Source organism: Ralstonia sp. UNC404CL21Col, assembly GCF_000620465.1.
In the GTDB taxonomy this organism is placed as follows: Bacteria; Pseudomonadota; Gammaproteobacteria; order Burkholderiales; family Burkholderiaceae; genus Ralstonia; species Ralstonia flatus.
This window is the reverse complement of sequence record NZ_JIBE01000003.1, coordinates 763,621-782,602: the sequence shown is the minus strand read 5'-3', so window position 1 is coordinate 782,602 and position 18,982 is coordinate 763,621. Positions and strand designations below refer to the sequence as shown.

The 18,982-nt window shown below is 61.4% G+C and carries 21 protein-coding genes; 11 read left to right on the top strand and 10 right to left on the bottom strand.

From position 1 onward, the window contains the following. Window positions 1-81 precede the first annotated feature (81 nt). Window positions 82-981 carry a LysR family transcriptional regulator gene (locus N511_RS0103750; RefSeq protein ID WP_027678063.1) on the top strand — a complete coding sequence of 300 codons (900 nt, stop codon included), beginning with the start codon at window positions 82-84 and terminating at the stop codon, window positions 979-981. Between the two features lie 413 nt (window positions 982-1,394). On the opposite strand, the gene N511_RS0103745 is transcribed toward N511_RS0103750, so the two are convergent. After that, window positions 1,395-1,862 (bottom strand): nuclear transport factor 2 family protein, encoded by a 468-nt coding sequence (locus N511_RS0103745; protein ID WP_027678062.1) that lies wholly within the window; start codon window positions 1,860-1,862, stop codon window positions 1,395-1,397. 134 nt (window positions 1,863-1,996) lie between these two features. Between N511_RS0103745 and N511_RS0103740 the strand changes: the two genes are divergently transcribed. Beyond that, complete coding sequence (locus N511_RS0103740; protein WP_051530847.1) at window positions 1,997-2,566, top strand: TetR/AcrR family transcriptional regulator; 570 nt, start codon at window positions 1,997-1,999, stop codon at window positions 2,564-2,566. 107 nt (window positions 2,567-2,673) lie between these two features. Here the strand turns inward: N511_RS0103740 and N511_RS0103735 are convergent, their stop codons facing one another. Together N511_RS0103735 and N511_RS0103730 are read right to left on the bottom strand one after the other, a co-directional pair. Further along, a complete protein-coding gene (locus N511_RS0103735; RefSeq protein WP_027678060.1) occupies window positions 2,674-3,162 on the bottom strand; it encodes a RidA family protein in 489 nt (162 codons plus the stop codon). Between the two features lie 81 nt (window positions 3,163-3,243). Next, window positions 3,244-3,978 (bottom strand): SDR family NAD(P)-dependent oxidoreductase, encoded by a 735-nt coding sequence (locus tag N511_RS0103730; RefSeq protein ID WP_027678059.1) that lies wholly within the window; start codon window positions 3,976-3,978, stop codon window positions 3,244-3,246. Window positions 3,979-4,115: 137 nt separating this feature from the next. On the opposite strand from N511_RS0103730, the gene N511_RS0103725 reads away from it, so the two are divergent. The 3 genes from N511_RS0103725 (at window position 4,116) to N511_RS24695 (ending at window position 7,421) form a co-directional block, all read left to right on the top strand. After that, window positions 4,116-5,078 carry a LysR family transcriptional regulator gene (locus tag N511_RS0103725; protein ID WP_027678058.1) on the top strand — a complete coding sequence of 321 codons (963 nt, stop codon included), beginning with the start codon at window positions 4,116-4,118 and terminating at the stop codon, window positions 5,076-5,078. A 159-nt stretch (window positions 5,079-5,237) separates the two neighbouring features. Continuing rightward, on the top strand, window positions 5,238-6,527 hold the full coding sequence (locus N511_RS0103720) for an NRAMP family divalent metal transporter (protein WP_027678057.1): 1,290 nt from the start codon (window positions 5,238-5,240) through the stop codon (window positions 6,525-6,527). 678 nt (window positions 6,528-7,205) lie between these two features. Then, on the top strand, window positions 7,206-7,421 hold the full coding sequence (locus tag N511_RS24695) for a glycine zipper 2TM domain-containing protein (RefSeq protein WP_080981236.1): 216 nt from the start codon (window positions 7,206-7,208) through the stop codon (window positions 7,419-7,421). An 88-nt stretch (window positions 7,422-7,509) separates the two neighbouring features. On the opposite strand, the gene N511_RS0103715 is transcribed toward N511_RS24695, so the two are convergent. The 3 genes from N511_RS0103715 to N511_RS24690 all read right to left on the bottom strand — a co-directional run bounded on the left by N511_RS0103715 (window position 7,510) and on the right by N511_RS24690 (window position 8,977). Then, a complete protein-coding gene (locus N511_RS0103715; protein WP_021197623.1) occupies window positions 7,510-8,397 on the bottom strand; it encodes a slipin family protein in 888 nt (295 codons plus the stop codon). Window positions 8,398-8,487: 90 nt separating this feature from the next. Beyond that, window positions 8,488-8,745 (bottom strand): hypothetical protein, encoded by a 258-nt coding sequence (locus tag N511_RS0103710; protein ID WP_027678056.1) that lies wholly within the window; start codon window positions 8,743-8,745, stop codon window positions 8,488-8,490. 73 nt (window positions 8,746-8,818) lie between these two features. Beyond that, window positions 8,819-8,977, bottom strand: a complete 159-nt coding sequence (locus tag N511_RS24690) for a DUF3309 family protein (protein WP_037026237.1) — start codon at window positions 8,975-8,977, stop codon at window positions 8,819-8,821. 445 nt (window positions 8,978-9,422) lie between these two features. Here N511_RS24690 and N511_RS0103700 point away from each other — a divergent pair, with 445 nt between their 5' ends. Both N511_RS0103700 and N511_RS0103690 read left to right on the top strand, forming a co-directional pair. Then, window positions 9,423-9,605 (top strand): CsbD family protein, encoded by a 183-nt coding sequence (locus N511_RS0103700; RefSeq protein ID WP_027678055.1) that lies wholly within the window; start codon window positions 9,423-9,425, stop codon window positions 9,603-9,605. 394 nt (window positions 9,606-9,999) lie between these two features. Next, window positions 10,000-10,461: a PRC-barrel domain-containing protein gene (locus tag N511_RS0103690; protein WP_027678054.1), complete on the top strand. Its 462-nt coding sequence runs from the start codon at window positions 10,000-10,002 to the stop codon at window positions 10,459-10,461. Between the two features lie 20 nt (window positions 10,462-10,481). Here the strand turns inward: N511_RS0103690 and N511_RS0103685 are convergent, their stop codons facing one another. Genes N511_RS0103685 through N511_RS0103675 form a run of 3 tightly spaced genes read right to left on the bottom strand, consistent with a single transcriptional unit; the run spans window position 10,482 to window position 12,879 of the window. Next, the gene (locus tag N511_RS0103685; RefSeq protein WP_027678053.1) at window positions 10,482-11,201 is read right to left on the bottom strand and encodes a Crp/Fnr family transcriptional regulator; all 720 of its coding nucleotides are present in this window, start codon (window positions 11,199-11,201) and stop codon (window positions 10,482-10,484) included. Between the two features lie 58 nt (window positions 11,202-11,259). After that, window positions 11,260-12,312, bottom strand: a complete 1,053-nt coding sequence (locus tag N511_RS0103680; protein ID WP_027678052.1) for an AI-2E family transporter — start codon at window positions 12,310-12,312, stop codon at window positions 11,260-11,262. Between the two features lie 45 nt (window positions 12,313-12,357). Continuing rightward, a complete protein-coding gene (locus N511_RS0103675; protein ID WP_027678051.1) occupies window positions 12,358-12,879 on the bottom strand; it encodes a hypothetical protein in 522 nt (173 codons plus the stop codon). A 1,165-nt stretch (window positions 12,880-14,044) separates the two neighbouring features. On the opposite strand from N511_RS0103675, the gene groES reads away from it, so the two are divergent. From groES to N511_RS0103655, 4 genes are all read left to right on the top strand, one after another. Further along, on the top strand, window positions 14,045-14,335 hold the full coding sequence (groES, locus tag N511_RS0103670) for a co-chaperone GroES (RefSeq protein WP_009238929.1): 291 nt from the start codon (window positions 14,045-14,047) through the stop codon (window positions 14,333-14,335). 101 nt (window positions 14,336-14,436) lie between these two features. Then, window positions 14,437-16,080, top strand: a complete 1,644-nt coding sequence (gene groL / locus N511_RS0103665) for a chaperonin GroEL (protein ID WP_009238928.1) — start codon at window positions 14,437-14,439, stop codon at window positions 16,078-16,080. Window positions 16,081-16,337: 257 nt separating this feature from the next. Beyond that, on the top strand, window positions 16,338-17,420 hold the full coding sequence (locus tag N511_RS0103660; RefSeq protein WP_027678050.1) for a YjgN family protein: 1,083 nt from the start codon (window positions 16,338-16,340) through the stop codon (window positions 17,418-17,420). Window positions 17,421-17,447: 27 nt separating this feature from the next. Next, entirely contained in the window at window positions 17,448-18,533 is a 1,086-nt protein-coding gene (locus tag N511_RS0103655; RefSeq protein WP_027678049.1) for a M48 family metallopeptidase, read from the top strand. Window positions 18,534-18,552: 19 nt separating this feature from the next. On the opposite strand, the gene N511_RS0103650 is transcribed toward N511_RS0103655, so the two are convergent. Then, window positions 18,553-18,981 carry a GtrA family protein gene (locus tag N511_RS0103650; RefSeq protein ID WP_027678048.1) on the bottom strand — a complete coding sequence of 143 codons (429 nt, stop codon included), beginning with the start codon at window positions 18,979-18,981 and terminating at the stop codon, window positions 18,553-18,555. Window position 18,982: the final 1 nt, after the last annotated feature.

The following is an 18,982-nucleotide window of genomic DNA, read 5'->3' as shown; positions in this document are numbered from 1 at the left end:
TGGGTTCCCAGCTAAGGTAGGTGATCCATCTGTGGTCCGGAAGATGCTATAAATAGACAGGGTGTCTCAACGGTGGAACATATGGATTGGCTGGCGCTTGCGGATTTCAACCTCGTTGCCCGACATGGAAGCTTTGGCGAGGCCGCCCGGGCGACGGGGCGGCCGAAGGCGACGCTTTCTCGTCGGGTCTCGGAGCTGGAGGGCAGTCTCGATCTTCGGCTGTTCGAGCGCGGTTCGCGCGGGCTCAAGCTCACCCAGGAGGGCCATGCGCTGTACGAGCGTACGGGCACGCTGCTCGCCGAGATCGCGGAAACCGCCGCTGCAATTGCATCAGGCAGCGAACGGCCGCGTGGACGTCTGCGCATCAGCGCGCCCATGCTGTTTTCGCAGGTCGCCATGGGCAAGCTGGTGGCCACGTTTGCGCTGAAATATCCCGAGGTGCAGTTGGAGGTGACCACCGAAGACCGCGGCGTCGACATGATCGAAGAGGGCTATGACCTCGTCATCCGCGTCAACCCGGCCCCGGACGAAAGCCTGATCGGACGCGTGTTTCTGCGTGATCGCCTGGTCGTCGTGGCAGGGCCCGGACTGGAGCGGCCGTCGGGTCAAGCTGTGACGCCAGCCGTTCTTCGTGGCCCCGGCAATGGGGCCGCAGCTTGGGATATCACTGGGCCGGGGGGCAAGTCGCGTATCGGCATCAGGCCGGTCGCGCAGCTGTCGTCGCTCATCATGGTGCGCGACACCGTCCGTCTTGGCGTGGGCGCCGCCTGCCTGCCGGTGTCGCTCGTGGCGCAGGATCTGGAGGCCGGCACGCTGGTGCATTGGGGCGATCTGGAGGGGCCAGATATCTCGGTCTGGGCGCTGTATCCGTCCAGACGGTTGCTGAGCCCCCGCGTTTCCGCTTTTCTCGAGCATCTCAAAGACGCTTTTCCGACGGGCGAGCCGCAAGAGCTGGCGGCCTTTATCCGTTCTTCGCCTTAAAACGCAGGTGGCAAGCTGCCACGGCAGTTCCGGGAGATGGGGCCTTGAATGCGAAATGGGTGACGGGCTTCCTGTTCGCTGCGCCAGTGTTTAAGCGTGGAACGCGAGGCTTGGACCGTGGGGTTCGAGTGTTTGAGGGTGAAGCGTCACTGTTTGAGAGTGAAGCTCCAGTGTCTGAGGGTGAAGCTCCAGTGTCTGAGGGTGAAGCTTCAGTGTTTGAGGGTGAAGCTTCAGTGTTTGAGGGTGAAGCTCCAGTGTTTGAGGGTGAAGCTCCAGTGTTTGAGGGTGGAGTGTCAGTATTTGAGGGTGGAGCTTCACTGTTTGGGAGTGAAGCTGCCCACCGTCGTCACAACATGCGCTGGTCGCCCTCTCAGAGCGGCCACACTCGGACAAGGCCGTAGCCCTCGCGAAACTCAGAGTCCCAGGTCGGACAAACCGGGATGATCCTCCGGGCGGCGCCCGAGGGGCCAGAAGAACTTCCTGTCGGCTTCCTTGATAGGGAGGTCATTGATGCTCGCATGGCGATGCGTCATCAGGCCTTGTTCGTCGAATTCCCAGTTCTCATTGCCATAGCTGCGGTACCACTGGCCAGCGTCGTCGTGCCACTCGTAGGCGAACCGCACGGCGATGCGGTTTCCCTCGAACGCCCACAATTCCTTGATCAGGCGGTAGTCCAGTTCGCGTTTCCACTTTCGCTCCAGAAGTGCCTGCGCTTGTTCTCGACCGACAGGAAACTCCGTACGGTTACGCCAGCGGGTATCCGCGCTGTATGCCAGGACGATGCGGGCGGGTTCACGTGTATTCCACGCGTCTTCTGCCAGCCGAACCTTTTGAATGGCGGTTTCGCGAGTGAATGGGGGGAGGGGCGGGCGGGCTTCCATGGCAACTCCATGTGGTTGTTGGTCAGTGTAGACAGATCTGTCTATGCGCAACGGTAATGCATAGAGACAGATCTGTCTACGTTAATTTTGCGTCCACACGATCAAGGCAGACAAACTTGTCTACAATGCCCCCTATGACCTCTGAAGCCCGTGCCCCCAGCGATTTCTCTGCCCGTGAGCGCATCCTGTTGACTGCGCACGACCTCTTCTATCGTGAAGGCATTCGTGCAACCGGTATTGACCGTGTCATTGAGGCGTCCCAGGTTGCGAAGGCGACGTTTTATCGGCACTACCCGAGCAAGAGCGACCTCATTACGGCTTACCTGAATTTCCGCCACGACAACTGGGTGCAGTGGCTTCGGGCAACGTTGGAGCGACATCTCAGTGCGGGAAGCGCCCCGCTCGATGCCCTGCTGGCGACTTTCAATGAGTGGTGGCGTCACCCGGACTTTCGCGGTTGCGCGTTCATCAACGCCGCCGTCGAGCTTCCTGAAGCGGTTGAACTGGCGAGGCGCCACAAAGAGGAAATGACCACGGCCTTCGAGACGCTTCTGCTACATGGAGCAGGACGATCGGCTCGGGCGAGAGCGCTGAGTTTGGCCGTGGATGGCGCCATCGTCCACGCTCAGATGGGGCAGCCTTTGCGTACCGTTCTGGATGCACTCAAGCAACTTGCCGAGCCGCTTCTCAAGGGGAAAGCCTAGGCGTAGGTGTGTGTCGTCAGCTTCAGGCGGCTAGAAGAGACCGCCAGCAGAGTGCAAGCGGCTCAACGGGGGACGAGAGCCGTGTAGCGCCGAAAGCCATCGGAGATTCAAACACCGCGGAGCTGTGCAATCGCCACCAGAATCACTGCCGCGTTGGCCGGCTGCTGGAAATGTGAATAGACCGCCCGTGCATGGCCGGCACGGGTGCGCAGCACGTCCGCGAAGAAATCCGACGCGCCGTCGATGACGGCGGGCTGCTGCAACCAGCCTTCGGCACTTGTCACATGGCCTTCCAGCCGCACGATGTGATCCAGTTGTTCGAAGCCGCCTAGATGGGCATGGATCTGCGCCAGCACATTCAACGCCGCAAGCTCGGCCGCGCGTCGGCCTTCATCCAGGGTCAGATGGTTGCCGACTTGGCCTTGCCAGACGACCTTGCCCTCGACCAGCGGCAATTGCCCAGAAATGAACAGCAGATCGCCTGCCTGGTTGACGGCCGTGTAACTGCCCAACGGCTTGGGCGGATCGGGCAAGGTCAGCCCGCGCGCTGCCAGCCGTTGCTGTACGGACGACTCAAAAGCGGTTGCGTTGCTCATGACGCGACTCCTTGTTGATCGGGGCCGCCGCGATACCTTCACGGCAGTCCCCGGTCTTCAGTCAGTGGTAGGTGCAAGGACTCAGCGGCCGGCGCTGAAACCACCGTCCACGGGCAGCACGGTGCCCGACACGAACTCTGCGTTGACGAGGTAGAGCACGGCTGCGCTGACCTCATCGATGCGTGCGATGCGGCCCAGTGGGTGCATGCTGCCGAGTGCGGCATGTGTATCGGCCGGATGCATCGGCGTGTCTGTCACGCCAGGGGCCACCGCATTCACAGTCACGCCGAATGGCGCCAACTCAAGCGCCAAGGCACGGGTTGCCTGGTTGATGCCGCCCTTCAGGGCCACCGCCAGCAGTGCCGGCACGCTACCGTGCGGCTGCATGGCCAGCGAGGCGGTGATGTTGATGATCTTGCCGTGCTTGCGCTCGCTCATGTGCTTGGCGGCTTCCTGCGACGCGTACAACGTGCCCTTCAGGTTGGTGGAGATCTGCTCCTCGATTTCTTCGGGCGTGAACTGCACGAAGGGCTTGGCGGCGAAGATGCCGGCGTTGTTCACCAGCACATCGACCTGCCCGAAGTGGGCGATGGCCTGAGCAAAAAGCTCGCGCGCAGATTCAGGCTTGCCGACATCGCCGGCCACACCCAGGAAGCGATCGCCGGCGTTCAGGCGGGCGGCAGCAGATTGCAGACGTTGCGCAGAGCGGCCGGAGCCGACGACGTTGTAACCCTCGTTGAGAAAAGCCTCGGCCAGACCGAGGCCGATGCCGCTTGTCGCGCCAGTGATGATGGCGGTGGGATGCGCGTTGCTCATGATGAATCTCCAGTGCATAGGGGGTGGGGCCGGCGCCGTGTTGGAAGAGCGCCCGCCGGTGGAATGCACTGTATTGCGGACTTGGAAAGCAAAAAATGGGGTCGGCTACACTTGTCCTATTACATGGGGTAACAAATATGCACCGGCAATTCGACGACATCCTGCTTGGCAGCATCGAGCTGTTCTGCCTGGCCGCCGAGGCCGGCAGCTTTACTGCGGCGGCCAATACCGCGGGGGTGACGCCCGCAGCGGTGAGCCGCTCCATCGCACGTTTGGAGAAACGCCTTGGTGTACGCCTGTTCGTACGCTCGACACGCAGCCTCCGTCTGACCGAAGGCGGCAGAGACTATTTCGAGCAATGCCGCGCCGCGCTCAACCAGTTGATCGAGGCAGAGCGCAAGGTGACAGGCGAACAGGTGCAGCCCTCGGGCACCCTGCGCATCAGTGCGCCGACCACGTATGGGCACTACCGGCTCCTACCGCTGTTGCCCGCGCTGCGAGAGGCATTTCCGCTGCTCAAGTTCGAACTCCACATCGGCAACCGCAATATCGACTTTCATGAGGAAAATTTTGACGTGGCGATCCGGTTTCGCACGCAACCGGATTCGACGATGGTCTCGCGCCATCTGGAGGACGCTGAACTCGTCGTGGTTGGCAGTCCTGCCTACCTTCAGCGAGCCGGGCGCCCTCACACGCTTGAGGACCTGAAGCAGCACGAGTGCATCCAGTTCGATCTGCCCAGCAGCGGGCGGCCGATCGCGTGGTTGTTTTCGGATGAAGGCAGGGATCGAGAAGTGCTGCCCACCGAAGGCCACTACCTGTGTGCTGAAGACGTATTGGCCGGCGTGACCCTGGCCAGGGCCGGCGCGGGGCTGTTCCAGACCTATCGCTTCATCGTCGAGAAAGACCTGGCCGATGGCACGCTGGTAGAAGTGTTGCAGGCGTATGCAGGCAGGTCACGGCCCGTCAGTCTGGTGTACCCGCATGGCCGTTTGTTGCCCTTGCGCGTGCGGGTGTTTGTGGAATTTCTGGTGGAGCGGGCTGCAGGGCTGGCCAAACCGGGTGCGGCTGCGGCGCGGGTTCGAAGCAAAGGGAAATAGAGGCCTTGCTCGTGCCAAGGGTGCTTGCATCCCATCGCTTGTTTTGGGCATGCCTATACGCTAATACACGAGCAAGACGCGAGCCGCCCTACCACGATCCGACACTAGAACATCGCGACGATCAACTCCAGCCCAGCGCTGGTAGACGAGGAAGCAAACATGGACGGCAGCGGAGAGGCCCGGCCCAATTTGTATCGCGTTCTGCGCGCGCGCTTGAACGCGCATCCGTTGTCGCATGTCGGGCCCGGGCTGATCACGGGCGTCGCCGACGACGACCCGAGCGGGATCGCGACCTATTCGCAGGCTGGGGCGCAGTTTGGCCTGGAGATGCTATGGACGATGCCGCTTACGTTTCCGTTGATGGCGGCCATGCAGTCGATGTGCGCAAACATGGGACGCGTCACGGGCAAGGGACTTGCGGCCAACATCAAGGACGTCTTCCCGCCGATTGTGTTGCGTACCGTCGTGTTGCTGTTGCTGATCGCAAATACGTTGAATATTGCCGCTGACGTTGCGGCGATGGGCGAGGTCGCGGAACTCGTTTCCGGCATCGACCGGCATGTCATGACGGCGTTGGTGGTGTTCGGCACCCTGGCACTGCAGATATTCGTTCCTTACCACCGATACGTTTTCTTTCTGAAGTGGCTGACGGCGTCTCTGCTGGCGTATGCCGCAGTCTTGTTTACCGTGCACGTGCCGTGGAGCCGCGTGGCGCTGCACACGGTGTGGCCCAGTGTGAGACTCGATGCCAGTGCCGCATCGATGGTGGTTGCCGTGTTCGGTACCACCATCAGCCCCTACCTCTTCTTTTGGCAGGCTTCCGAAGAGGTCGAGGACATGCGGGCGCACCCCTCGTTGAAAGCCGATGGAGCCAAGGCCCGCACCGAGCTGCGGCGCATTCGCTGGGACACGTGGAGCGGCATGCTCTACTCCAACGTGACCGCCTACTTCATCATCCTCGCCACGGGGGTGACTTTGCATGTTTCTGGCGTGACCGACATCACGACCGCGGCCCAGGCGGCCAGTGCCTTGCGGCCGCTTGCTGGAGACTTTGCGTACGTGCTGTTCACCGTCGGGATCCTGGGGGTGGGGCTGATCGGCGTGCCAGTGCTGGCAGGCTCAGGCGCCTATGCCCTCTCCGAAGCCATGGGCTGGAAGGAGGGTCTGGAGCGCAAGGTGAGCGACGCCCGTGGGTTCTACAGCATCATCGCCTTGAGCGTACTCGCAGGGCTGGCAATCCAGTACTCGCCGATCCGTCCGATGAAGGCGCTTTTCTGGAGCGCGGTCATCAATGGTGTGGTGGCGGTCCCGCTGATGGCGGTCATCATCCTGCTCGTGTCGAAGCCCGCAGTGATGGGCCCCTATACCGCAAGCCGGCCATTGATCGTCCTGGGTTGGTCGGCTACGGCGATCATGGGGGTTGCGGCCATGGCGATGTTTCTACTGTAGGCATGGGCACGCAGGCAGAGTGCCTGCATGCCGATGTTGACGTCATGCAACGGGACGGCGGCGTAGCCCCCTCGGATGGCTCCACCCCCTCTCCCTCACCCAGCGAGTTCAGCGCATTGTTGCCCCAGGAGTATCCCGGCGCTGAATGCCAGGCCGGAGGAAACGAACCCCTCCGATACGGCAGCCGGTTCCCAGCCGGTGCCCCCTCCATCACTGGACGTGAAGCGATACTCTGAAAACCATCGCCGGTCACTACGTTGCAGTGTTCGGATTTCAAGCGTTCCGTTTGGGAGGTCAAGCGAATTGATCATAGATACCCTTCGTACGGTGACCTCGGTATGTCGGAAAGTGCCGATTCACTGTTATTTGAGACTGCAGCGTAAGGTCGGAGCGAAACGTCGTCGGCCCGGTACCGTACAGAACTCGGTCCGCCGCTTGACCTCAGCGGTTGCCCACCTGGACAGGTGACGCCTGCGTCTGCCACCGTACCGACACACTTCGCGCGAGCGAGGATGCTGTTTGTCGAGAAGTCCGCGCGACACTCACGCTCACGTGTTGACGCAGGGATGCCCCGATGGGCTGTACGCCGCTTGTGGTCCGTACAGAAAACTCAAGTCCTGGATTTGCGTTCTCCGCAACAGCACGCGGTGGCCTGCGATCGGGGTGGAGGTGCACAAAATGCGTGGCAATCGGATAGCACAACTGTGCGGCGCGATGCTGGTGGTCGTGACGCTTGCGGGCGGGTGTGCCGGGATGTCCCGGCGAGGTACGGACACTGCAATCGGCGCCGGTGTCGGTGGTGTGGCAGGCGCTGTCCTGACAGGCGGTAGCGCGGTAGGGACAGTGGGCGGTGCAGTCGTCGGGGGTGTCGTCGGCAATCAGGTCGGCAAATGATTGCAGCCCAGGAAGTCGAAGCGGCATGCCCACACTAGTGGTGGCATGCCGCTTTCCAACCCGTTCTCATGAATCAAAGGTGGTTGGCTTAAGCGGCGGCCGCAGCCGCAGCCGACTTGAGCGGCAAGACAGCGCTGGTTTGCTCCGAGCTGCCGGAAACGCCAAAGGCCACCGCAACGGGATTCATGCTGTCGACCATGGAGGTCGGCATCAGGATCGTGGCGCCCCGCTCTTTGGTGGTCTCGTAGATGATGTTCATGGCACGCAGTTGCAGCGCCTGCGGATGGCCTTCGTACATGCCTGCAGCCTCAACGAACTTGGCGGCGATGGCCGCTTCTGCAGAACCCAGGATGACGCGCGCCTGTTTCTCGCGTTCAGCCTGCGCCTGCCGGGACATTGCGTCCTGCAGCGCTACGGGGATGGCCACGTCGCGCACTTCGACTGACGATACGGTCACGCCCCATGCCGCAGTCTTCTCGCCGATCTCGGCGCGCAGCTGCTCGTCCGCCGCCTTCCTGTCCGATAGCAGTGCCGAAAGCATGGAGGCGCCGATCATTTCACGCAACGATGTCTGGGCGACGCGGTCGATGGCCTGACGGTAGTCGGTAATGGCCAGCGCGGCCTTCTGCGCATCGTGAACGTGCCAGAAGATGATCGCGTCGACATTGACCGGCACCGTGTCTTTCGTCAATGCCTGCTCGGCATTGAATCCGGTTGTTTGAATGCGCTCGTCGATCACAGCGGTGACGCTGTCGACGATCGGCAGGATCATGAACAGCCCGGGCCCTTTCACGCTTTGCAGCTTGCCTGCACGCAGGATGACGAACTTCTGCCAGGCGTTTGCCATCTTGAGTGTTGACGCGACGAGGATTGCCGCAATCCAGAACACGGGCGCCAGCAGAACCGAGCCGAACATGCCCGCAGCGGCCCCCACAGCCAAGAGAAGGACAACGATGAATGCGGTGATGGGATTCATATGGCGCCTCGCCGGCAAGTGGTACTGCAAACCATGAGAAACGGGGCCAGGGTTCTGGAGACGGTCGCTCGCAATGTCTGCGTGATGTCTTTACCCGAAGACGTGGGAGCGGATGTCGTCTTCAAAATCGACTGTCCAGTCAGGGCCATGAGCACCGTCGTATTCGCGCATGGTCTTGCCCATCCGGACGATGACGCTACGGTCCAGCGCCTCGGATGGGGCATCGGTGGAGAAATGTTCGGTGGAGGACACCTCAAAGCCGTCGGGTGCGAGGCCGTGGCGCAGGCACACCTCGCGAAATGCGTCGCGCTCCATATCTGGAAACTGGAGAATGGTTTGATCGAGCATCACGTTCGCCTCTTTCTCGTAGTGTGCTGCCGCCTGTGCTTCGAGTGCCGTGGGGCGTATCGGATCGTCGGCTTTAAAGTCGCCCCATGAGCAAGAGGACGAGAACGATGAGCAGACCCACGCCGAGCGCACCGCTTGGCGCGTAGCCCCACCCGTTGCTGTAGGACCACCTTGGGAATGCCCCAACCAGCAAAACGGCTAAGACAATGAGAAGTACGAGTCCGAGAGACATGATGCCCTCCTTGTTTTGTAGATTCCCCCCACTCCGTGTGCACGAGCCAGGTAAGAAGCGCTCCACGGTTGGTTCTTCATGAGGTTGACGCGCGAAGTTTTCCGGGCATTGCCCGAGCGAATTCAGCGTATCTCACCGTCTTGAAGGATAGGGCAGCGCGAGATCGAAAACGGTTCGGTAGCGTACGCGCCAGCGTGTCAGTTGCGTGTCGTGCGCATGCTTGCCCGTCACGGCCTCATGGCGTGCTGCATGCGCACCGCTCGCGGTCTTTCTTGTCGACTTCCGTACAGACAGCACTGCATCTGCGGAGAAATCATGTGGTTTCGTCGGGCAAGGTCTTGTCTAGGTATGCGCATCGCCGGGTAATGAAATGGCCCGCGCGCAGCGCCTCAAGGCACGGCATCCCCCACGACCAACTGAGCGCCGAAAGCGCAGGAGCATTGCCATGAATAAGGATCAAGTGAAGGGCCGTCTTGAGGAAGCGAAGGGCAAGTTGACTGAAGCCGTTGGCAAGGTCACCGGAAAGGACGCCACCGCAGCGAAAGGAAAGGTCGAACAGATTGCCGGGAAGTCGCAGGCGGCGTATGGCGATGCCAAGGAAGCGTTCAAGAAGCAGCTGAAGCCTTGATGCCCGCGGCCTGCGCAGCGCGTCAATGCAACACGGGAGCAATCATGCACAAAGTCACTACCACCGCACAGCACAGAAAGTCGGAGCCTGTTGCTTGCGGATGCATGCCTGCCGCGGATGAAGGGCACACCTATCAATCTGCTGTGGACGCATCGCTTGAGATGACCTTTCCGGCGAGCGACCCAATCTCGCCGGGCGCGGCCATGTATGCGGAGCGTCAGCTCAGTACCTCGCTCGACAAGACAGATTGGAGCCTGGCTGTCGGTAGCAAGAGGCAGGCTTCCCGCGTCGAGCCCACTCAACGGCACAAGGGGAAACGCCGTGCGCATTGACGTATCCCCCCGCTGGCGCAGTCGCCGGTTCAATGGCTAATCACCTTATCTGGAGTCACACCATGAACATCAACGAATTGGACCACCAAAGCAGCGGACCGCGCGCTGCCATCGTCGGCAACGGTCAGCTGAAGGGCGCCGGCCCCGGCCCCGTCATCATGGCTGCCGACACACTCAACGGCGATCCGGTTCTTGGCCCGAGCGGTGAGAAGCTCGGCAAGATCGATCACATCATGCTGGATGTTCCCCGCGGGCAAATCGCCTATGCGGTGCTGTCATTCGGAGGTTTTCTAGGTGTCGGCACGAAGCTGTTCGCGGTGCCATGGTCTGCTTTGACGCTCGACACTGTACGCAAGTGCTTCGTGCTGGGCATCGACAAGAAGCAGTTGGAAGCCGCGCCGGGTTTTGATCAGAATCACTGGCCTAGCATGGCGGATACGCAATGGGCCACCAGCATCCATCAATACTATGGATCGCCCCCGTATTGGGAGGGGAGCCGGAAAGAGGTCAAACTGGATTCCTGATGAAGTCGGCGTATTGCTGGTCAGAGCGCCTCGAGGTCAGGAAGCAGGCGATCGAACTCGCGCTTGACCACGGCATAGCATTCGCAGACGCGACGCTCGAGGCCGGGGCGGTCGAGGACTTCGATGGTTCCGTGGCTGTAACGGATCAACCCGGCGGTCTGCAGCTTCAAAGCGGCTTCAGTGACGCCGGACCTGCGCACGCCCAGCATGTTGGCGATCAGCTCCTGGGTCATGCGCAGCTCGTTGGAGGGCAGGCGGTCCAGGCTCAGGAGGAGCCAGCGACACAGTTGCTGGTCGATCGAGTGGTGCCGATTGCAGACAGCGGTTTGCGCCATCTGGGTAATGAGTGCCTGGGTATAGCGCAACAACAGACGCTGCATGGCCCCGGCGCGGGCGAACTCTTGCTTGAGAATGCGGGCACTGAGGCGGTAAGCGCCGCCCGCACTCTGAACGACGGCGCGGCTGGGGGTGGTTTCTCCGCCCATGAAGATGGCGATGCCCACCATGCCCTCGTTGCCGACGATCGCGATCTCGCCCGAAGAGCCGTTCTCCATGACATAGAGCAGAGAGACGATGGACGTGACGGGAAAGTAGACGTATTCGGGGCGATCGCCCGATTCATAAATGACGTGCCCGAGCGGCATGTCGATCCAGACCAGCTGGGGCGCGATTTTCTCCAATTCTGCTGGCGGCAGCACAGACAGCAGATGGTTCAGCTTCGGATTCGGTAGAGCCTTCATGGCCGCTTCCCTTCCAGTGGTGGCGTGGTATCCCGGTCGTCATTTTTCAAAACGTACATCAGCGCGCCTCGCGGCCAGGGCCCTGCGCGGCCCAGGCGCGCGACAGCACAATCTTCAGCGCGGCGATGACGGGCACCGACAGGAAAATGCCCGCCACACCGCCCAACTGCTCGCCTGCAAGCAACCCCACGATGACGAGGAGCGGACTGACCTTGACCCCTTCGCTCATCAGGTAGGGATTCAGCACGTAGTCCTGGAACAGACGGTAGACCACGATGAACCCGATCAGCCCGAACAAGTGCGGATACCCGCTGAACACGGCGACGGTGACGATCGCCACCACGGCGGCCAATGGCCCGGCAAACGGAATGAACTCCAACACCGCAGCCGTGGTTGCCAGCAACAGTGCATATGGCACGCCCAGCAGGTAAAAGGCGATGCTGTAGAAAAGCAAGGTGGCCAGGGACAGTAGCAGCAGTGCACGCACATAGCGTGACAGGAGCATGTCCAGATCATCGATGATGTTTCCCCAGAGGCGCTTATCCGAGGATCGAATCCATGACAGCAGCGCAGCGTGGATGGAAGGCGCTTCATTGATCATCAGAAAACTCATGATGGGGATGAGCACAAGGTAGACGAGATTGCTGGCTGCGTGCATGACACCCAGGCCGATGTTTCGAACCAGAGGCGTAGCTTGGTCGGAGGTTGTCGAGAGCTGCTCGCGGAGGAACTCCAGAATGCGCGCGCGCAGCGGCTCCAGAAAGCTCGGGAGGGCAAGGCGATCTGCCATGGTGCTGGTATCGAGCAGCTTCGGGAGTTGATCGGCAAGCCTGCCCGCTTCCTCCTGCACCGTCACGCCAAACACCGAGCCCGCCACGATGACCACCAACACGACGAGGATGAACACGATGCTGATCGATACGCTGCGCGGCGCCTGTCTCGGCATGCGCCGTTCCAATTGTTCGATCAGCGGGTACAGCAGGTAGCTGAAGAAGACGGCAAATAGCGTGACCAGCAGCACGGATGCGATCTTGTAGATGATCAATACGGCCAGCGCAAAGAGAAAAACGGTCCAGACAATTCGCCCGGTGCGTGGGTCAAATCCGAGCATGACGATCCTCCTCGTCGGAGTGATGGCACGGCGAGCCCCAGATGACTAGATCTGGCTCACGTGTGCCGCGATGCTTTTACTGGTCTTGGTGATTGCCGCCTGGACGCTCTCCAAGGTCTCGAAGAATTCGCTGAAATGAGTGGCGTCCATACCGTGATGCGTGGCAATTGCGTTGGCCAGTTGCTCTCTGAACTGACGGATGCTGGCGAGCAACGCAATGACATCGCGCACCAGTTCAGGGGTGCTGAGGTTGTGCAGTTGAATGGCCGCGATCGCGGCCTCCAGCTCATCGATTGCGCGAATGTCGAAAGGCTTTTCTCCTGCAGCGATTGCACTCACGGCTTGCTTGTCGGGTAGCTCGCTCATAACGCTTCGTACAAGCGCCTCTGCCGCCATGGCAATTTCGCTCACCGCTTTGGCCACCGTGCGCCTCTCCGTGCGCCGTTCGCTGCGCTGAAGCAACCAGCCTGCCAGCCACGTTCCCGCAATCGCAACAATGATTGCGGCCGCCTGTACCCACGCAGCCAAGGCGGGGTGTTTTTCGATCCAATCCAGAAGGCTGCTCATGAGAGATGTCTACCCAATGGAGCGGCTCCCCGTTCTTGTGGTTATTCAGCGGCGCTTGCTCAAGTTATCTAACATCCTGCGCCTGTTTGCACCCTTTATATGGCATTCGTCGAGCCGACTCAGCGTCTTGTGGAGGCGGTCTAGCCAAGGGGAACGCAATAACCACTCCAGTGTGATGGGGGCGCTTTGCAACGATGAGTTCAATCGGGCTGCGCAATAGGGTTTGGCAGCCTCCACGGCGCAGGGCGGAGCAATCAGAGTTCCGGCATCAACCCGTTGTCTATGATTCAGCCGCTGCCGCATCAACGGCGGCGGGGTGTAACGCCTTGTTCCACGCAGTACCTCTGGACGGCAATTGCTTCGCAGTTCGCCGGCAGGTATTGGCAGCAACGCTGCCATATATACGCCGTTTCCGGTAAGGGGCCACGAGGAAAACCAGACCTCCGCTGAGCAGAAGCGGAACTCATCGTGAAAACCAATTGATCGGTTGCCGATGAAACCGGTACTTGTGTTGGCGTGGGAGAGCAACGCCGGCTTTCGCGCTTATTTCGCTAAAGTGAGGTGAGGTGCGCGGCAAGAATTTCGCCGGCGTGTCGGTGCGGGACTTGAGTGTGGACTCGGGGTGTCCCTGTGAAGCCTGCCGACTGCAGGGAGTGGGGAATCGGATCACTCCGGAACGAGTGGAGGTTCCATAGTGACACTTCAAGACTGTCAAAAAAAGTGATCTAAAGCACACTAAGTGCGACGCGGAACTGGGCGTGTCCCGCAACTGCGCTGATTACCGCAATTTTTTGCCGGGCCTGCATCTGCGGGTCCCTTTCCTTTGGGCAGGGTGGCATGAGAGCGGCGCGTATTTGCTACCTGCAGGCCCCGAGCGCCGAGATCCACGTTGGAATGTAACTGATTGAAATATAAGACTTTTCTCACCTCTGGTAGAGCCGTGTGTGTCTACGGGTTCCAAATTGAGTGACCAAAGTTCAAGATTGAGTGAATCTCGACAACTTCCGCGACGCCCGTTCTTGAAATCGTAATACCTCGTCCCTATAATTAGCACTCGCCGGACAGGAGTGCTAACAATGTCTCCAGTCCCCGATGCTTTCCCGATGCGCCGCGTTCTGCGGCGCGTTTTGTGAATAAACACTCACTTTGCATTGAGGAGTTGTGTATGAACCTGCGTCCTTTGCACGACCGCGTGATCGTGAAGCGCCTGGACAACGAAACCAAGACCGCTTCGGGCATCGTCATTCCTGACGCCGCCGCTGAAAAGCCGGATCAAGGCGAAGTGCTGGCCGTCGGCCCGGGCAAGAAAGACGACAAGGGCAATGCGATTGCGCTGGACGTGAAGGTCGGCGACCGCGTGCTGTTCGGCAAGTACGCCGGCCAGGGCGTCAAGGTGGATGGTCAGGAAGTCCTGGTCATGCGCGAAGAAGACATCATGGCCGTGGTGCAAAAGTAAGCACGCGCTCTGCCGCATCGCTTACCCGTAACCCAATCCTCATTGCCGGCGCCGCTGACTGAGCGCGCGGGCAACATCCAAAGATCTCGGAGATTCTCAAGATGGCAGCTAAAGACGTAGTGTTCGGCGACGCCGCACGTGCCAAGATGGTCGAAGGCGTGAACATTCTCGCCAACGCAGTGAAGGTGACCCTGGGCCCGAAGGGCCGCAACGTGGTGCTGGAGCGCAGCTTCGGTGGCCCGACCGTGACCAAGGACGGTGTGTCGGTCGCCAAGGAAATCGAGCTGAAGGACAAGCTGCAGAACATGGGCGCGCAAATGGTCAAGGAAGTCGCTTCCAAGACCAGCGACAACGCCGGTGACGGCACCACCACCGCAACGGTGCTGGCCCAGTCGATCGTGCGCGAAGGCATGAAGTACGTTGCCGCCGGCATGAACCCGATGGACCTGAAGCGCGGCATCGACAAGGCTGTGACGGCCGCCGTCGAAGAGCTGAAGAAGATCAGCAAGCCGACGACCACCAGCAAGGAAATCGCTCAAGTTGGCGCCATCTCGGCCAACAGCGACGAGTCCATCGGCCAGCGCATCGCTGAAGCCATGGACAAGGTCGGCAAGGAAGGCGTGATCACCGTGGAAGACGGCAAGTCGCTGGCCGACGAGCTGGACGTCGTGGAAGGCATGCAGTTCGACCGCGGCTACCTGTCGCCGTACTTCATCAACAACCCGGAAAAGCAAGTTGTCCAGCTGGACAACCCGTTCGTGCTGCTGTTCGACAAGAAGATCAGCAACATCCGCGACCTGCTGCCGGTGCTGGAGCAAGTGGCCAAGGCTGGCCGTCCGCTGCTGATCATCGCTGAAGACGTCGAAGGCGAAGCCCTGGCAACGCTGGTGGTGAACAACATCCGCGGCATCCTGAAGACCGCTGCTGTGAAGGCCCCGGGCTTCGGCGACCGCCGCAAGGCCATGCTGGAAGACATCGCCATCCTGACGGGCGGCCAAGTCATCGCTGAAGAAGTCGGCCTGACCCTGGAAAAGGCAACCCTGAACGACCTGGGCCAAGCCAAGCGCGTTGAAATCGGCAAGGAAAACACCACGATCATCGACGGCGCAGGCGATGCCCGCAACATCGAAGCCCGCGTGAAGCAAGTGCGTGCCCAGATCGAAGAAGCGACCTCGGACTACGACCGTGAGAAGCTGCAAGAGCGCGTGGCCAAGCTGGCCGGCGGTGTTGCCGTGATCAAGGTTGGCGCTGCCACCGAAGTCGAAATGAAGGAAAAGAAGGCCCGCGTGGAAGATGCTCTGCACGCAACGCGCGCTGCCGTGGAAGAAGGCATCGTGGCTGGTGGCGGTGTTGCACTGCTGCGTGCCCGTGCGCTGATCTCCGGCCTGAAGGGTGCCAACGCTGACCAAGACGCCGGTATCAAGATCGTGCTGCGCGCCATGGAAGAGCCGCTGCGCCAGATCGTCACCAACGCCGGCGACGAGGCTTCGGTTGTGGTGTCGAAGGTCATCGAAGGCAAGGGCAACTACGGCTACAACGCCGCCACCGGCGAGTACGGTGACCTGGTGGAAATGGGCGTGCTGGACCCGACCAAGGTGACCCGCACCGCGCTGCAGAACGCCGCTTCGGTCGCTTCGCTGATGCTGACGACGGATTGCGCAGTTGCAGAACTGCCGAAGGACGATGCAGCTCCGGCAATGCCGGGCGGCATGGGTGGCATGGGCGGCATGGACGGCATGATGTAATTTGCCGTACCGGCCCTGGCCCGGCCATCCTTCGGGATGGCTGTTCCAAACAAAGAACCCCGTGGGTGCGAGCCCGCGGGGTTTTTTGTTGGTCGCTTTGTTAAGACGGTGTTAACGCTGCAAGGCACTCGGCTTCGCTACAATCGGCCCACCCGCGAGCCTCGGCGTCCTCAAGTCTCAATGATCTCGATGATCTCGATGATCTCGATGAGCGTCCTGAAGCGGGGCACGACAACAACTCAGGGAAGGGAATACAGATGAACGACATCGCACGCGAGTCCGTCCTGGGCAGCGCCCCGGGTGGCCCCCCCGCAGCTGCATCGCAACCCTTGCGACTGCGCTTTATCGGCAGCGGCTCGGAGTACTTCCGCATCTGGATCGTCAACCTGCTGCTGACCATCGTCACGCTGGGCATCTACTCGGCCTGGGCGAAGGTGCGCACGCTGCAGTATTTCTATCGCAACACGCAACTGGCAGGGTCGAGCTTCGATTACCACGGCAGCCCGATCGCCATTCTCAAGGGCCGCGCGATCATCTTCGTGCTGGCGTTTGCGTTCAACCTGCTCGGTCATTCGTCGCCGCTGCTGGGACTGGCGTTGCTGATCGTGATGGCTGCGGCGTTTCCGTGGCTGCTTGTACGCTCGCTGCGTTTCCGCATGGCCAATTCCAGCTACCGCGGCCTGCGCTTTGCCTTTACGGGCAAGGATGCCGAGGGCTACATGGTGTTCCTGGTGTGGCCGATCTTGAGCGTGCTGTCGCTGTACCTGCTCGCACCGCTGGCGCACCAGCGCTTCAAGCGCTTCCAGCACAAGAACACGCGCTTTGGTACCGCGCAGTTCGATTTTTCCGGCACGCCGGGCAACTTCTATGGCGTGTATCTGCGCACCTTCGGGCTGGCGATACTGGCGTTCGTGGTGGCCTCGTGCCTCGCGCTGCTCCTGGGCGTGTCGTTGCACCGCGCGCCGGGCGTGGGTCAGATCTTCGGCTTCATCGTCATCGGCCTGTTCATGTATGCCGCGATGCTGTTCCTGACGCCGTATTTCCTGTCGCGCCTGCAGAACGTGGTGTGGAACCACACCACGCTGGGCGCGCATCGCTTCCAGAGCCAGGTGGGTGCGGGCAAGCTGTTCTGGATCTTCGTGTCGAATGCGGTGCTGATCCTGATCACCATCGGCCTGTTCACGCCGTTTGCACGTGTGCGCACGGCACGCTACAAGCTCGACTCGGTGACCATGATCGCGGCCGGTTCGCTCGATACCTTCGTTGCCGGTGAAACCACCAACGTGGGCGCCCTGGGCGACGCGACGGTGGACTGGTACGACATCGATATCGCGCTGTAAACGCGCGGCAAGGCAAGGGCACCCGCTGTGATTCTCGCGACCTACTTCGACGGCCGTACTTCGCGCGCGCAACCCGTGCGCCTTGCCGTCGAGGCGGGCGAGGCGGTGCTGTTCGAGCCTGAAGGCACGGTGCTGCGCCGCGCGCCGCTCTCTACGCTGCGGGTGTCGGAGCGCGTCAAGCATGCACCGCGCTTGATCACCTTCGAAGACGGCGCGTTTTGCGAGATCAACGACCCGGCGGAGCAGACCTCGCTGAATGCGCTGCTGCATCGCACCGGCTATCGCGAGGGCTGGGTCGTGCTGGCGCAGAACAGCTGGAAGCTGGCGCTGGGCTCGCTGCTGGCCATGGTGGTGGTGCTGGCGCTGGGGTATCGCTACGGTTTGCCGTGGGGTGCGAAGGTCGTGGCCAATATGGTGCCGCAGCGCGCCGAGGCTCAGCTCGGGCGCAGCACGCTCAAAGCCATGGATGAGCGCTGGCTCCGGCCGAGCAAGCTGCCCGTTGCGCAGCAGGACCGCATCCGCGCACGCTTTGCCGCGCTGCACCGGCCGCCGCAGGCCACGCACACGTATCACATCGTGTTTCGGGATGCCGACATCGGCGCGAATGCCTTTGCGCTGCCCGGCGGCGACATCGTCGTGACCGACGCGCTGGTCAAGCTGGTGGGCGAGGGCGACGGCCTGACGGGTGTGCTGGCGCACGAGGCGGGTCACGTTGAATATCGCCACGGGTTGCGGCAGGTGATTCAGTCGTCGGCCATTGGGGCAACGGCGGCGCTGCTGTTTGGCGATGTCTCGACGATCCTGTCAGGCGTGCCGGCGGCGCTGCTGACGCTGCGCTATTCGCGTGACTACGAGCGCGACGCCGACCGCTATGCCGCGCTGCTGTTGCAGGAGAACGGCCTGTCTGTCGGCGCGTTTGCCGATGTGCTGCAGGCGCTGGAAGACACGCATGGCGGCACGCGCAAGGCAGAGGCTGCGAAGAAGCCCGAGGCTGCCAGCGATGACGATGCCTCGGCATTCTTTTCGTCACACCCGCTCACGCGCGAGCGCATCGACACGCTGCGCCGCTTCGACCGCACGCACGGCGGCAGCGACAGCGGCGACGCCGACTGACCCGGAGCACGTAGCTGCGTCAGCGGAACGTCCAGAACCGGTGCAGCACAAAGGTCAGCGGTGGCACCGTCGACAGGATGCCCGCCAGTCCAGTCCAATAGCTCAAGCCCAGCGTCTGCGCGCACCACGAAATTGCCAGCGTCAGCGCCAGGCCCAGCAGCGAGACGGCGTAGAAACGCAGAAAGTTGGCGCGCGCCGGCTTGGCCGAAAAACTCCACAGGGCATTGAGCAGGTACGAGCACACATTGGCGCACACAAACGCCGCGCCGTTGGCGGTGACCTGCGTTGCGGAGACGCCGCTGATGAGCGCCGTGGCAATCGCCACATGCACGCCGGTGGCGACGACCCCAGACACCCCAAAGCGGAACACGCGGATCAGCAACATGCGATCCGGCAGCGGCAGCACGCCGGCCAAGGTGTTCATGACGCTCGATTCTGCGTGTCGCATG